At 53.8% G+C, this 13,767-nt stretch carries 16 protein-coding genes; 10 read left to right on the top strand and 6 right to left on the bottom strand.

Going from position 1 to position 13,767, the window contains the following annotated elements; all coding sequences use genetic code 11:
• The first annotated feature begins 165 nt into the window (after positions 1 to 165).
• Positions 166 to 651 (top strand): phosphohistidine phosphatase SixA, encoded by a 486-nt coding sequence (gene sixA, locus OGV65_RS22470; RefSeq protein ID WP_003028179.1) that lies wholly within the window; start codon positions 166 to 168, stop codon positions 649 to 651.
• Between the two features lie 80 nt (positions 652 to 731).
• Here sixA and smrB read toward each other — a convergent pair whose 3' ends face one another.
• Positions 732 to 1,283, bottom strand: coding sequence for an endonuclease SmrB (smrB, locus tag OGV65_RS22465; protein WP_016157059.1), 552 nt, complete (start codon positions 1,281 to 1,283; stop codon positions 732 to 734).
• A 166-nt stretch (positions 1,284 to 1,449) separates the two neighbouring features.
• Between smrB and prmB the strand changes: the two genes are divergently transcribed.
• The 6 genes from prmB to OGV65_RS22435 are packed head-to-tail and all read left to right on the top strand — an operon-like array spanning position 1,450 to position 6,003.
• Positions 1,450 to 2,382: a 50S ribosomal protein L3 N(5)-glutamine methyltransferase gene (gene prmB / locus OGV65_RS22460; RefSeq protein WP_016157058.1), complete on the top strand. Its 933-nt coding sequence runs from the start codon at positions 1,450 to 1,452 to the stop codon at positions 2,380 to 2,382.
• Positions 2,383 to 2,421: 39 nt separating this feature from the next.
• Complete coding sequence (aroC, locus tag OGV65_RS22455) at positions 2,422 to 3,507, top strand: chorismate synthase (protein WP_003028170.1); 1,086 nt, start codon at positions 2,422 to 2,424, stop codon at positions 3,505 to 3,507.
• A gap of 3 nt (positions 3,508 to 3,510) precedes the next feature.
• Positions 3,511 to 4,335, top strand: a complete 825-nt coding sequence (mepA, locus tag OGV65_RS22450; protein ID WP_204565608.1) for a penicillin-insensitive murein endopeptidase — start codon at positions 3,511 to 3,513, stop codon at positions 4,333 to 4,335.
• Positions 4,335 to 5,144: a sulfite exporter TauE/SafE family protein gene (locus OGV65_RS22445; protein ID WP_016153874.1), complete on the top strand. Its 810-nt coding sequence runs from the start codon at positions 4,335 to 4,337 to the stop codon at positions 5,142 to 5,144. Before mepA ends, OGV65_RS22445 begins: the two co-directional genes overlap by 1 nt.
• Positions 5,144 to 5,692, top strand: a complete 549-nt coding sequence (locus tag OGV65_RS22440) for an elongation factor P hydroxylase (protein WP_016153873.1) — start codon at positions 5,144 to 5,146, stop codon at positions 5,690 to 5,692. The genes OGV65_RS22445 and OGV65_RS22440 overlap by 1 nt, the downstream gene beginning before the upstream one ends.
• A gap of 32 nt (positions 5,693 to 5,724) precedes the next feature.
• On the top strand, positions 5,725 to 6,003 hold the full coding sequence (locus tag OGV65_RS22435; RefSeq protein ID WP_016157057.1) for a YfcL family protein: 279 nt from the start codon (positions 5,725 to 5,727) through the stop codon (positions 6,001 to 6,003).
• A gap of 119 nt (positions 6,004 to 6,122) precedes the next feature.
• On the opposite strand, the gene mnmC is transcribed toward OGV65_RS22435, so the two are convergent.
• Positions 6,123 to 8,123: a bifunctional tRNA (5-methylaminomethyl-2-thiouridine)(34)-methyltransferase MnmC2/FAD-dependent 5-carboxymethylaminomethyl-2-thiouridine(34) oxidoreductase MnmC1 gene (mnmC, locus tag OGV65_RS22430; protein WP_286455431.1), complete on the bottom strand. Its 2,001-nt coding sequence runs from the start codon at positions 8,121 to 8,123 to the stop codon at positions 6,123 to 6,125.
• A 159-nt stretch (positions 8,124 to 8,282) separates the two neighbouring features.
• Here mnmC and fabB point away from each other — a divergent pair, with 159 nt between their 5' ends.
• Complete coding sequence (gene fabB, locus OGV65_RS22425; RefSeq protein WP_016157055.1) at positions 8,283 to 9,503, top strand: beta-ketoacyl-ACP synthase I; 1,221 nt, start codon at positions 8,283 to 8,285, stop codon at positions 9,501 to 9,503.
• Positions 9,504 to 9,556: 53 nt separating this feature from the next.
• On the opposite strand, the gene OGV65_RS22420 is transcribed toward fabB, so the two are convergent.
• The 3 genes from OGV65_RS22420 to OGV65_RS22410 all read right to left on the bottom strand — a co-directional run bounded on the left by OGV65_RS22420 (position 9,557) and on the right by OGV65_RS22410 (position 10,856).
• Positions 9,557 to 10,081, bottom strand: coding sequence for a YqhG/Tai3 family protein (locus tag OGV65_RS22420; protein WP_286455430.1), 525 nt, complete (start codon positions 10,079 to 10,081; stop codon positions 9,557 to 9,559).
• Positions 10,081 to 10,449, bottom strand: a complete 369-nt coding sequence (locus OGV65_RS22415; RefSeq protein ID WP_016153868.1) for an NlpC/P60 family protein — start codon at positions 10,447 to 10,449, stop codon at positions 10,081 to 10,083. The genes OGV65_RS22420 and OGV65_RS22415 overlap by 1 nt, the downstream gene beginning before the upstream one ends.
• Before the next feature lie 161 nt (positions 10,450 to 10,610).
• The gene (locus OGV65_RS22410; RefSeq protein ID WP_141875460.1) at positions 10,611 to 10,856 is read right to left on the bottom strand and encodes a helix-turn-helix domain-containing protein; all 246 of its coding nucleotides are present in this window, start codon (positions 10,854 to 10,856) and stop codon (positions 10,611 to 10,613) included.
• 173 nt (positions 10,857 to 11,029) lie between these two features.
• Between OGV65_RS22410 and OGV65_RS22405 the strand changes: the two genes are divergently transcribed.
• Together OGV65_RS22405 and OGV65_RS22400 are read left to right on the top strand one after the other, a co-directional pair.
• Positions 11,030 to 11,407 carry a hypothetical protein gene (locus OGV65_RS22405; protein ID WP_181221387.1) on the top strand — a complete coding sequence of 126 codons (378 nt, stop codon included), beginning with the start codon at positions 11,030 to 11,032 and terminating at the stop codon, positions 11,405 to 11,407.
• A gap of 179 nt (positions 11,408 to 11,586) precedes the next feature.
• On the top strand, positions 11,587 to 12,765 hold the full coding sequence (locus OGV65_RS22400; RefSeq protein ID WP_016153865.1) for an MFS transporter: 1,179 nt from the start codon (positions 11,587 to 11,589) through the stop codon (positions 12,763 to 12,765).
• Here the strand turns inward: OGV65_RS22400 and flk are convergent.
• Entirely contained in the window at positions 12,762 to 13,763 is a 1,002-nt protein-coding gene (gene flk, locus OGV65_RS22395; protein WP_016153864.1) for a flagella biosynthesis regulator Flk, read from the bottom strand. The genes OGV65_RS22400 and flk overlap by 4 nt on opposite strands.
• Positions 13,764 to 13,767: the final 4 nt, after the last annotated feature.

Genomic DNA, 13,767 nt, shown 5'->3' with positions numbered 1-13,767 from the left:
TCAAAATGTAAACAGAGATTGACTATACTTACGCCGTTGAGGTAAAAAACAGCGTTTCATTCGGTGAATGGATAAGGCACAATGCCGGCCACCACATCGTTACCACGGTCAATAGGGGCTATGGATAAAGGTGTCGGTGATTCTGGTTAACAAAAGCGGTGCAATATGCAAGTTTTTATCATGCGTCACGGCGACGCAGCCCTCGATGCCGCCAGTGATTCGGTTCGTCCCTTAACCTCCTGTGGTTGTGACGAATCTCGCCTGATGGCGAACTGGCTGAAAGGTCAAAAAGTGGATATCGAACGTGTTCTGGTGAGCCCGTTCCTACGAGCCGAACAAACGCTGGATGTGGTGGGGGAGTGTATGAACCTGCCAACCGGTGTGGATGTTTTGCCGGAGCTGACTCCCTGCGGCGATGTCGGTTTGGTCAGCGCCTATTTACAGGCTCTGGCCAATGAAGGTATCGCCACGGCGCTGGTCATCTCTCACTTACCTTTAGTGGGGTATCTGGTGTCTGAACTTTGCCCAGGCGAAACACCGCCGATGTTTACCACATCAGCGATTGCCAGCGTAACGCTTGATGAGAGCGGGAAGGGTACTTTTAACTGGCAGATGAGCCCGTGTAACCTGAAAATGGCAAAAGCGATTTAAAAAGCCTGGAATCGGATAAGGCACAGCCATCATCCGGAAAATCAAAGAGCCGCAAATGCGGCTCTTTCTGTTTTTCTGCATCAGGGAAGTTCGGGCGGTTGCCACTCTTCCACTTCAATCAGCAGCAGCAGCGCGGCGTCGCCACCGTACTCTTTTGGCGCTTGATGAAAGGCCATCACGTGCGGATGCTGCGCCAGCCAGAGCGGCGTTTGCTGCTTAAGAATATGTTTTCCGTGGCCATGCATCACGCAGGCGCAAAACACATGCTCACGACGACAGGCGGCAATCAGCGCGCCTAACTCCTGTTTGGCCTGCTGCTGGGTCAGCCCGTGCAGATCGAGAAACAGCTCCGGGGAGTAATCGCCACGGCGCATTTTCTTCAGTTCGAAATGGCTGACGTCGGCACGCAGATATCTTACCGGGCCGTCCGTATTCAGCAGCGGCTGAAACTCGTCCGAGAAATAGTGACTGGCATCAGCTTGTTCCTGCAGCAGCCTTTTAACCGGAACCTCGGTAATTTTTTTACGTAGCGGTCGGTGAACAATGGTGTCCTGTTTAATTTTACGCGTGCCGGTCATCAGCTGGCGAAACAGCGTCTGATCCTCCTCGCTGAGCGATGTTTTCTTTTTCATTCGAGAGTCTCATCTTTTATTTTTCGTTAGTTTAACCCGACTCGGCGGGCATCCGATCGCTTAAAACGCAATTTTCGCGCTCAGGCCCTGTGTGAATGCTGATTTATCGCCGTCTTCGTGGCAAACTAGCCGCCGAAATTAATACGAGCATGCCCTGGAGGAATACGTGGATAAAATTTTCGTCGATGAAGCAGTGAGTGAACTGCATACCATTCAGGACATGTTGCGTTGGGCGGTCAGCCGTTTTAGCGCGGCGAACATCTGGTATGGCCATGGCACGGATAACCCATGGGACGAGGCCGTACAACTGGTGCTGCCGTCACTTTATCTGCCGCTGGATATTCCAGAAGATATGCGTACCGCGCGTCTGACTTCCAGCGAGCGCCATCGCATTGTTGAACGCGTGATTCGCCGCGTCAACGAGCGCATTCCGGTCGCTTATTTGACCAACAAAGCCTGGTTCTGCGGGCATGAGTTTTATGTTGATGAACGCGTGCTGGTGCCACGTTCGCCGATTGGCGAGCTTATTAATAACCGCTTTGCGGGCCTTATCAATGAGCAGCCGCAGCATATCCTGGATATGTGTACCGGCAGCGGCTGTATTGCCATTGCCTGCGCCTATGCTTTCCCGGAGGCCGAAGTGGATGCGGTGGATATTTCCACAGACGCGCTGGCGGTGACCGAACACAATATTGAAGAGCACGGCCTGATCCATCATGTTACGCCGATCCGTTCCGATCTGTTCCGCGATCTGCTGAAAGTCCAGTATGACCTGATTGTGACCAATCCGCCGTATGTCGATGCGGAAGATATGTCCGATCTGCCAAACGAATATCGTCATGAACCTGAGCTGGGTCTGGCGTCTGGCAGCGATGGACTAAAACTTACCCGTCGCATTCTGGGTAACGCTCCGGACTACCTGTCAGATAACGGTATTCTGATTTGTGAAGTCGGAAACAGCATGGTACATCTGATAGAGCAATACCCGGATGTACCGTTCACCTGGCTGGAGTTCGACAACGGCGGTGAAGGTGTATTCATGCTGACCAAAGAGCAGTTAGTTGCTGCTCGTGAGCACTTCAGCATTTATAAAGACTAAATACACGCGCACATACACAACACTCATAACGGAGCCGTGATGGCAGGAAACACAATTGGGCAACTCTTTCGCGTAACCACTTTCGGTGAATCACACGGGCTGGCGCTCGGTTGTATTGTCGATGGTGTTCCGCCGGGCATTTCTCTGACAGAAGCTGACCTGCAGCACGATCTCGACAGACGCCGTCCGGGCACATCGCGCTACACTACGCAGCGTCGTGAGCCGGATCAGGTGAAAATCCTCTCCGGCGTGTTCGAAGGCGTTACCACCGGCACCAGTATTGGCCTGTTGATCGAAAATACCGATCAGCGTTCACAGGATTACGGCGCGATTAAGGACGTTTTTCGTCCAGGACACGCCGACTATACCTATGAGCAGAAATATGGCCTGCGTGACTACCGTGGCGGCGGACGCTCATCCGCACGTGAAACGGCGATGCGCGTTGCGGCCGGAGCGATTGCCAAAAAATATCTGGCGGAAAAATTCGGCGTTGAAATTCGCGGCTGTCTGACGCAGATGGGTGATATTCCGCTGGAGATCAAAGACTGGTCCCAGGTGGAACTTAACCCGTTCTTTTGTCCAGACCCGGATAAACTCGAAGCGCTGGACGAACTGATGCGTGGGCTGAAGAAAGAGGGCGACTCCATCGGGGCGAAGGTGACCGTGGTTGCAAGCGGCGTACCAGCGGGTCTCGGCGAACCTGTATTTGACCGCCTGGATGCTGATATCGCTCACGCGCTGATGAGCATTAACGCCGTTAAAGGCGTTGAGATTGGCGACGGTTTTGACGTTGTTGCACTGCGCGGCAGCCAGAACCGTGATGAAATCACCAAAGAAGGTTTCCAGAGTAATCATGCGGGCGGCATTCTTGGTGGGATCAGCAGTGGGCAACAAATCATTGCTCATATGGCGCTGAAACCGACCTCGAGTATTACCGTTCCAGGGCGCACTATTAATCGCTTTGGTGAAGAAGTCGAAATGATCACCAAAGGTCGTCACGATCCGTGTGTTGGGATCCGCGCCGTGCCAATCGCCGAAGCGATGCTGGCGATCGTGTTGATGGATCACCTGCTGCGTCAGCGGGCGCAAAATGCGGACGTGAAGACCGATATTCCACGCTGGTAAGAGATGAAAAAAACGGCACTTGCGGCGCTGGCTCTGTTTGCCAGCACCGCCTGTCTGGCGGCGACGCCCTGGCAGAAAATTACCCATCCGGTTGCAGGTAGCGCGCAGTCTATCGGCGCGTTCTCCAATGGCTGTATTGTTGGCGCAGATACGCTGCCTGTACAGTCAGAACACTATCAGGTGATGCGCACCGATCAGCGCCGTTACTTTGGCCATCCGGATCTGGTGATGTTTATCCAGCGTCTGAGTAATCAGGCCAACAATCTGGGGCTGGGTACGGTGTTAATCGGCGATATGGGCATGCCGGCCGGTGGGCGATTCAATGGCGGTCACGCCAGCCACCAGACGGGACTGGATGTAGATATTTTCCTGCAATTGCCGAAAACCCGCTGGACTCAGTCGCAACTGCTGCGGCCGCAGGCGTTAGATCTGGTCTCACAGGATGGCAAACGTGTCGTGCCGTCACTCTGGAAGCCGGAGATTTTCAGCCTGATCAGGCTGGCGGCAAAAGATAATGAAGTCACGCGTATTTTCGTGAATCCGGCGATTAAGCAGCAACTTTGTCTGGATGCAGGGACCGACAGGGACTGGTTGCGTAAAGTGCGGCCATGGTTCCAGCATCGTGCGCATATGCACGTACGGTTGCGTTGTCCTGCCGACAGTCTTGAGTGCGAAGATCAATCGTTACCACCACCGGGTGACGGCTGCGGCGCGGAGCTGCAAAGCTGGTTCGAACCTCCGAAACCTGGAACCACCAAGCCTGAGAAGAAGACACCGCCGCCGTTGCCGCCTTCCTGCCAGGCGCTACTGGACGAGCATGTACTCTAATGGATCATTTTGCCTCTCTGTTTATGGTGTCGCCACTACTGTTAGGTGTGCTTTTTTTCGTGGCGATGCTGGCAGGTTTTATTGATTCTCTGGCCGGAGGCGGTGGTTTACTCACTATCCCGGCATTGATGGCGGCCGGGATGCCACCCGCGCAAGCGCTGGCCACCAATAAGCTGCAGGCCTGTGGAGGATCTATCTCTTCCTCCCTCTATTTTATTCGCCGGGGCGTGGTTAATCTGGCGGATCAGAAGCTCAATATCTTCATGACTTTTATCGGCTCAATGAGTGGCGCGCTGTTGGTTCAGCACGTGCAGTCAGATATTCTGCGCCAGATCCTGCCGGTTCTGGTTATCTGTATTGGTCTTTACTTTCTGTTGATGCCGAAAGTGGGGGAGGAGGACCGACAGCGTCGGTTGCATGGGTTGCCTTTCGCGCTGGTGGCCGGGGGTTGCGTCGGCTTTTACGATGGCTTTTTTGGTCCGGCTGCGGGGTCGTTCTACGCGCTGGCCTTTGTCATGCTGTGCGGCTACAACCTGGCGAAATCGACGGCCCACGCCAAAGTATTAAATGCCACATCGAATATCGGCGGGCTGTTGCTGTTTGCCCTCGGCGGCAAAGTGATTTGGGCGACCGGATTTGTGATGCTCATTGGCCAGTTTATTGGCGCACGAATGGGCTCACGGCTGGTGCTCAGTAAAGGACAAAAACTCATTCGGCCAATGATCGTCATTGTCTCCGCCGTGATGAGCGCCAAGCTACTTTATGATAATCATGGACAGGAGATTCTCCACTGGCTGGGGATGAACTAATGAATAATACCCATCACTACGAACAGTTAATTGAGATTTTTAACGGCTGCTTTGCCGATGAATTTAATACCCGTCTGATTAAAGGCGATGACGAACCGATCTATCTTCCTGCGGATGCGGAATTACCGTATCACCGTATTGTTTTTGCGCATGGCTATTACGCCAGCGCGTTACACGAAATTTCACACTGGTGCATCGCCGGTAAGGCGCGGCGTGAACTGGTCGACTTCGGTTACTGGTACTGTCCGGACGGACGCGACGCGAAGACGCAATGCCAGTTTGAAGACGTGGAAGTGAAGCCGCAGGCGTTTGACTGGCTGTTTTGCATGGCGGCGGGCTACCCGTTTAACGTCAGTTGCGACAACCTTGAAGGGGACTTTGAACCGGATCGCGTGGTATTCCAGCGCCGTGTTCATGCTCAGGTGATGGAGTACCTGGAAAAGGGGATCCCTGAACGTCCGGCGCGCTTCATTAACGCGTTACAGAATTATTATCACACGCCTGAACTTAAGGCGGAACAATTCCCGTGGCCCGAAGCGCTCAACTGAAGTTGCTGCCACGTTTACAATGAGGAAAGAAGATGATCGCGGAGTTTGAATCACGCATTCTGGCATTAATCGACGATATGGTAGAGCACGCCAGCGATGATGAGTTGTTTGCCAGTGGCTATTTGCGTGGACACCTGACGCTGGCCGTGGCCGAACTGGACGCTGGCGAGGACCATTCCGCTGAGGCATTGTACGCCAATGTGACCAGCAGCCTGGAAAAAGCCATCAGTGCAGGCGAACTATCGCCGCGTGACCAGGCGTTAGTGAAAGAAATGTGGGACACTCTGTTCCAGAAGGCTACTGCACAATAATTGCGGTAAATTGTGCCGGATGGCGACGCTCTGGTGTCTTATCCGGCCTACCTTGTTGGGGGGGGTAGGCCTGATAAGCGTAGCGTCATCAGGCCATGACGAGAGGGCACCCCATCCTTTTATTTCACCGCTTTACCCTTCAATAACTTCCTGACCCACAGACGATTTGGATTTAGCGCCGCCAGCGTGCTGGCATCCATGGGAATCGGTTCATTGCTCATTTGCGAAGCCAGAATTTCTGCACACAGCGGGGCAGTACACAGCCCGCGCGATCCCAGCGCGCCCAGCATAAATAAATCGGAATAAACTGGTGCGCTTACGGCGTGCTCTTTGTCTGCAGCAAGTGTGGTGTACTGGCTGAGCGTGGCGTCATAGTCCGCGACGTTGCCGACCATTGGCATGTGATCGCGCGTGGCGCAGCGCACCCCGCAGCGGGCGGCATTGTCACTAACGTCTACCTCTTTTGCCCACACAGCGTTCGGGAAGCAGTCGATTAAGCGTTGACGGTTTTGTTGCTGATCGTCCTCGCGATACGCTGTCTCTTCACTCCCTCGATGATAGCTGGCGCCAATGCAGTGCTGCTGATTTTGCGGGTTGTGCGGCGTGAGGTAGCCGTCATAGCACAGCACCTGACGTAACGCTGAAAGTGCAGGTGTGGTGGGAATATGACTCACCTGACCGCCCACGGAGTACACCGGTAGCGGCTGCGTTTGCTCAAAGCTGCTAATGCGATGACCGTTAGCCAGAACGACTGCTGCGTGAGAGGCGGTTTCTCCACTGGAAAACTGCAATTGCCAGCTTGCTGTCTGGCGAGTCAGTGAGGCCAGCGCATGTTGGTAGCGGGTGCGTAATCCCAGGGTTGTTGCATAGTCCAGTACCGCGGCGGTTAACTGCGCCGGATACAGCCATCCTCCGGCCGGATACTGAATCCCGCCGCATCCGGTTTCCACACCTGTTGTTTGTAAAACCTGCTGTGCGTCAACCTCGACTGCGAGCGCTGCGGGCAGTTCAAGGGACAGCATCTGGGTGATTTTTTGCTGGCTTTTCTCATCCCACGCGAGTTGCGTCACGCCGCACCAGTCATGCGCGAACTCAACGGGGAGGACGTCATACAGTCGACGGGCGAAGGTAAACGCATTGGGGAAAAAGAGATTAATGGCCGCGTCATGTTTGCTAAGTAGGGGGTAGAGCGCCCCCTGGCGATTACCGGAGGCGCCCCCGGCAGGTTTATCGTCGGCGCAATACAGTGTGACCTGCCAGCCGCGGCGCAATAACGCCAGTGACAGCAATGCGCTGGCAATTCCTCCACCAATAATGGCGGCTTCACGCTTATCTGTTCCCGTACGCGCAAACCATGGCGCCGAGGACGTGAGCGCCTGAGTCTGTTCCATCACGCCACAGAGCATTTCGCGTTTGCGCCCAAAGCCTTTGCATTTTTGCATTGTAAACCCGGCTTCCTGCAACCCCCGACGTACAAAGCCTGCCGATGTAAAGGTTGCCAGCGTCCCGCCGGGACGAGCCAGTCGGGCCATCGCGTTAAACAGCTTTGGCGTCCACATATCCGGGTTTTTTGCCGGTGCGAAACCGTCCAGGAACCAGGCGTCCACCTTTTGATTCAGAGAGTCATCCAGCGTACTGGTCAGTTCGTTTATATCGCCAAACCACAGATCCAGCGTGACGCGCCCATCATCAAGCAGCAGGCGATGACATCCCGCCAGCGGCAGCGGCCATTGTTCTTGCAGTGCCGTGGCCCACGGGGCAAGTTCTGGCCAGTGCTGGTGGGCTAAGGTGAGATCTTCACGCGTCAGCGGATATTTTTCAAAGCTGATGAAATGTAATCTTTCCAGGGTAGCTTCAGGGTGGGTATCGCGAAAATCGGCAAATGCCTGCCAGAGCGTGAGGAAGTTAAGTCCGGTGCCAAACCCGCTTTCTGCCACCACGAAGAGAGGACGTGAATGCGCAGGGAATCGTTGTGCGAGATGGTTACCGCCGAGAAAGACGTAACGTGTCTCTTCCAGCCCGTTATCATTAGAAAAATAGACATCGTCAAAATCTCGGGAAACAGGTGTACCCTCAGCGTTGAATTCAAGGTTGGCAGGTTGTATAGCGTATTGTTTCACGTAAGTTACTCGTCTGACAGGCTGTGCCCCGATCTTAGCGATGAGTGCCTGGCTGCGCAAATTTCCACATAAAATGGCTGATCGGACTTGTTCGGCGTACAAGTGTACGCTATTGTGCCATTCGAAACTTTAAAATAGTGCGACTTACAGAGGTATTGAATGAAACGTGCAGTGATTACTGGCTTGGGCATCGTTTCCAGCATCGGTAATAACCAGCAGGAAGTCCTGGCATCTCTGCGTGAAGGACGTTCAGGGATCACTTTCTCTCAGGAGCTGAAGGACTCCGGCATGCGTAGCCACGTTTGGGGCAACGTAAAACTGGATACCACTGGCCTCATTGACCGCAAAGTAGTGCGCTTCATGAGCGACGCATCCATCTATGCATTCCTATCAATGGAGCAGGCAGTGGCTGATGCCGGCCTGGCTGCAGAAGATTACCAGAACAACCCGCGCGTTGGCCTGATTGCAGGTTCCGGCGGCGGCTCCCCACGTTTTCAGGTGTTCGGCGCTGACGCAATGCGTAGCCCACGTGGTCTGAAAGCGGTTGGCCCGTATGTGGTCACCAAAGCGATGGCGTCCGGCGTTTCTGCCTGCCTCGCAACGCCGTTCAAAATCCACGGCGTAAACTACTCCATCAGTTCTGCCTGTGCGACATCTGCGCACTGCATCGGTAACGCGGTAGAACAAATTCAGTTGGGCAAACAGGATATCGTTTTTGCTGGCGGCGGCGAAGAGCTGTGCTGGGAAATGGCGTGTGAATTCGATGCAATGGGCGCGTTGTCTACCAAATACAACGACGATCCGTCAAAAGCTTCCCGTACCTATGACGCAAACCGCGACGGTTTCGTTATTGCTGGCGGCGGCGGTATGGTCGTGGTTGAAGAACTGGAGCACGCTCTGGCACGTGGCGCGCACATCTATGCGGAAATCGTCGGTTACGGCGCAACGTCCGATGGCGCAGACATGGTTGCTCCGTCTGGCGAAGGCGCAGTACGTTGCATGCAGATGGCGATGCACGGTGTAGACACGCCGATCGACTACCTGAACTCTCACGGTACCTCGACTCCGGTAGGCGACGTGAAAGAACTGGGCGCAATCCGCGAAGTGTTTGGCAACAACAGCCCGGCAATCTCCGCAACCAAAGCGATGACCGGTCACTCACTGGGCGCGGCTGGCGTGCAGGAAGCTATCTACTCTCTGCTGATGCTGGAACATGGCTTTATCGCGCCAAGCATCAACATTGAAGAGCTGGATGAGCAGGCGGCAGGTCTGAACATCGTGACCAAACCGACCGAGCAGGCGCTGACCACCGTGATGTCCAACAGCTTCGGCTTTGGCGGCACCAACGCTACGCTGGTTATGCGTAAGCTGAAGGCGTAAGTCTCCGCTTGAATACGAAAAAAGGGAGCCGACAGGCTCCCTTTTTACCGTGTTTACTTCGGCATTTTTTCGTATTCCGGCGCGATCTCAGCGGACCATGCTCTGGCTCGCGTAATCTCTCCGGCATTGTAAATGGGCTGCTCGTAATGACGACCCGCGTCCCGGACACGATAAATTTTCCACTGTCCTTCCTCCCAACGGGTATATACCTCCAGTTGAATAGGGGCTGACTCAGTGCCTAACTGCAGGTTCAGTTTTTCACCGCCGAGGAATGGCTGCGCCTGTCCAACCCGCAACAGCGGGATCCATGCCGGTGCGTAATCCTGCACATACATAAAGTAGTCCGCTTGCACGATCTCCTGCTCATAAAGCGTATCAATTAGCGCCAGACGCCCGATAACCTCTTTGGCGACATAGCGTTGCAGTAATGCTGATGTTTCGCGGGGCGCATCCGGATCCTGAGTGTAGTTCTTCATCCACGAAAGATAGAACTGTTTCACATCCTGCGTGCTGTCACGGTGAGAAGGGGTACAGCCACAAATCAGCAGGATGAGAACAATCAGTGGAAAGGCTTTCATTACTTCTTCCTGTAAATGGTGTATGACGGCTTTGCGGTCCGATAACCTGGACCGGCCCACATGTCTCGCTGTTTGAAGTCGGAATACCAGTCATGACCGTCATATATCGCCATGTGACCGCTCGGGTTTCCATTAGCATAAGGTTGAATGATGATGACATCCCCTTCGCGCGGCTCTTCAAGCGCGCCAATGGCGCTGAAACCGGCGTTTTTCAGCATCGGACCATAATCTTTGGCATGGTAAGTGCGCCCAAGAGTAACGCCGCCTGCCTGAACAGCTTTGCGGGTATATTCCGCACAGCGCCCTTGTGAATGTGAACTCGCGTGCGATTTGGCGTAATTGACCGCCACCTTTTTATCCCAACTCATAACGACTCCTGTTAATAACATACGTAATAGCAATTACGTGATGCTTTAACAGTATTTACGCAATTGGAAATGGCAAATAGTGCTATTAATATTCTCAATATATTAAGCTGGGATATTTATTAATTTATATGCTCGATAAATTACGAGTGATCTATTTAATATTAAGTATTACTTGTTTTATCCTCTGGCTGCTGGCGTGGATAGCGTGACGGCCAAATCACGTCTGGCGAGGTTTCGAGCGCCTGCGCAATGATCTGTTCCGCTCTGGGCCAGCTTCGGGTAAATACATTGCGCAGTGAATCGGGTGATAATCCAGCCGCACGAGAAAGATCTCTGAGCGTGATTCCTTTTTTTTCCAGTGCACTTTTAATATCTGCACGATGCCAGTCTTGGCTTTTGTGTTCCATTCTGTAATCCTAAGGAAATGTGTTATCGGCGCCGATATTTTTCAGGGTATAAACCAGAGAAACAAAAGAATGTAACTTTCTTTTTGGTCACTGGAATATTGCCAGAATAAAACTGAAATTTCGCGCAAAAGAAAAAATATTTTTTATTCCACAGGCAGAAAGGAAAGAAACTAATGGCAAAAGAGTGGTTCACGGTAAAGGAATGTCTTGAATTGCCGGGGTTTCCAGGAAGCGCGCCTGCGGTTCGTTCCCGTTTAAACATGTACAGTGAAGGCAAAGAGGGCGTGAAGCGCAAACGTGTTAAATCAAAGGCTGAGGAGTTCCATATCTCCATTTTCCCTTTGTATGTCCGTCCTTACCTGAAAGAAACTGAAAAGGTGATGGCCTTAGAGAGCCGTTGCGTACAGGAAGCGGAACCGAAAGAGATCTGGGATATGATGTTCAGACTGCTGACGCCGGGGCAGCGCAAGCAGGTGACCGGACTGTTTGGCACAAAAGGAATTGATGCGGTATTTCCTTTTTTATTCGACGAAAAGTCGTCTTTACCGTGAACCAACCTGGTGAGATTTCAGGGTTGACAAATTTAGTGGCTCACAGGCAGACTTCGCACTCAACATTATCTATCTGATAATGCGTAAGCGTTTAACGTTATCCAACGCACCTTAATCCTGAAAGTCAGGTAGAGGGGGCGTGGACATTCCTCGCCTTACTCTGCATTTTGGAGTAACGCATGACAGCTGTAACCCAACAAGAAAAAACACCTTCGGCGAACTTTTCGCTGTTTCGTATCGCTTTTGCAGTTTTCCTGACCTATATGACGGTCGGTCTACCTTTGCCCGTTATTCCTCTGTTTGTGCATCAGGAGCTGGGCTATGGCAACACCATGGTTGGTATCGCCGTAGGCGTACAGTTTCTGGCAACGGTATTAACGCGCGGCTACGCCGGGCGCTTAGCCGATCAATATGGCGCCAAACGTTCGGCGCTACAGGGGATGTTTGCCTGTGGGTTGGCGGGCGCGGCGTGGTTGTTAGCCGCGCTATTGCCTGTTTCTGTCCCTGTAAAATTTGCATTGTTAATCGTCGGGCGTTTGATCCTCGGTTTTGGCGAAAGCCAACTGCTCACCGGAACGCTGACCTGGGGGCTTGGGCTGGTCGGTCCAACACGCTCGGGTAAGGTGATGTCGTGGAACGGGATGGCGATTTACGGTGCGCTGGCCGCCGGTGCACCGCTGGGCTTGCTGATCCATAGCCACTTTGGCTTTGCGGCGCTGGCGGGAACGACAATGGTATTACCGCTGCTGGCATGGGCATTCAACGGCACCGTTCGCAAAGTGCCCGCTCATGCAGGAGAGCGCCCTTCGTTATGGAGCGTGGTAGGGCTTATCTGGAAACCGGGCCTGGGCCTGGCGCTGCAGGGCGTTGGCTTTGCGGTGATCGGTACGTTTATTTCACTCTATTTTGTCAGCAACGGCTGGACGATGGCGGGGTTCACCCTGACCGCGTTTGGCGGGGCGTTTGTGCTGATGCGCATTCTGTTTGGCTGGATGCCGGATCGGTTCGGAGGCGTGAAGGTAGCCGTTGTCTCCTTACTGGTTGAAACCGCGGGGCTGATTCTGCTGTGGCAGGCCCCATCAGCATGGATTGCGCTGCTCGGGGCGGCATTAACCGGGGCAGGATGTTCGCTTATCTTCCCGGCATTGGGCGTAGAGGTTGTGAAGCGAGTGCCCGCGCAGGTTCGCGGTACGGCGCTGGGCGGTTACGCCGCGTTTCAGGATATCTCCTACGGCATAAGCGGCCCGGTCGCCGGGGTGCTGGCCACCGCGTACGGTTATCCCTCGGTATTCCTTGCCGGAGCGATATCCGCCGTGGTGGGGATTGTCGTGACGCTGCTTACGCTGCGCAAAGGTTAAGCGACCAGCCAGAAAATGGCTAATGCGATCATTAACGCGACAAACAGCAATCCCGGTCGTGCCGACAGAGATTTTACCGTTTCAATCATCGGCGCGAACGGGCTGTAAATAGGCTGAAGATGGCGCGGATCGTTTAGCTCGCGTTCCCGTTCTACGCGGCGCAGGAAGATTTGATTCAGCAAGTCCTGCACCTGCACCGTGGTCAGAATCGTTTGTGGTTGGATCTGATACGTCTGCTGCGCATACTCTTTTATTGCCGTCAGCTCATTCGGCTCTAATGGCAGCTTCAGGGCCGCCTGGAGCGTTTGTAGCGTCGGGGCGCTTTGCAGGCTGAGCGTCTGGCGCGCCTGCAGCCAGGTGACCAGATGAGTAAACTGTTTGGCGGGGATCAGCTCACCGCTTTTTACGCCAGACAGCTCTAACATTGACTGCCAGATCATCTTACCTGACTCTCCCGTGGCCGCCGCCAGTTTGGTAACCAACTGGTTCAGCGTATTGTGCTCTGCGGGTAATAACGGACGATCGGTGGCCGGGCGCTGTTGCGGTTGCGGTATAGAAAGCTGCCCTTGTTGCAGCAGCGTGAGCACGTTCTTCAACTGCTCAGGCGTGAGCTGGCTGAGGGCCGTTTGCCCATACTGCTGACGGATAAAATCACTTACCGCCTGGCGGTTATTTCCCTGACTCAGTAATTCAGTGAGCTGTGAGAGAACCTGACGATTAGCATGATTTTGCTGAGCAACACCCAGCCGCTGATTCAGGTTTTGCTCCGCGGCAGGAAAGTGACGTGATTGCAGCGGTGTATCACTTTTGACGCCCAGATCGTGCTTCATTCCGGCCCACACCTCGGCGCTTTGCTGTTGGGTGAGTGAAATCAGACGGGTAATCAGTCGTTCCAGCACGGTACGTTGTTGTGTGGATAACGGTTGTTCACCCGCAGCAGAAGGGGCATTTTGGCCTTCGCCGGGAGGGCGTGCGGGTGTACCTGAAATGGGCTGCATCATC

This window comes from Citrobacter sp. Cb004 (assembly GCF_030337065.1).
In the GTDB taxonomy this organism is placed as follows: Bacteria; Pseudomonadota; Gammaproteobacteria; order Enterobacterales; family Enterobacteriaceae; genus Citrobacter; species Citrobacter braakii.
Note: the sequence above shows the minus strand (reverse complement) of the source record. Positions and strands in the feature narration are given on the sequence as shown.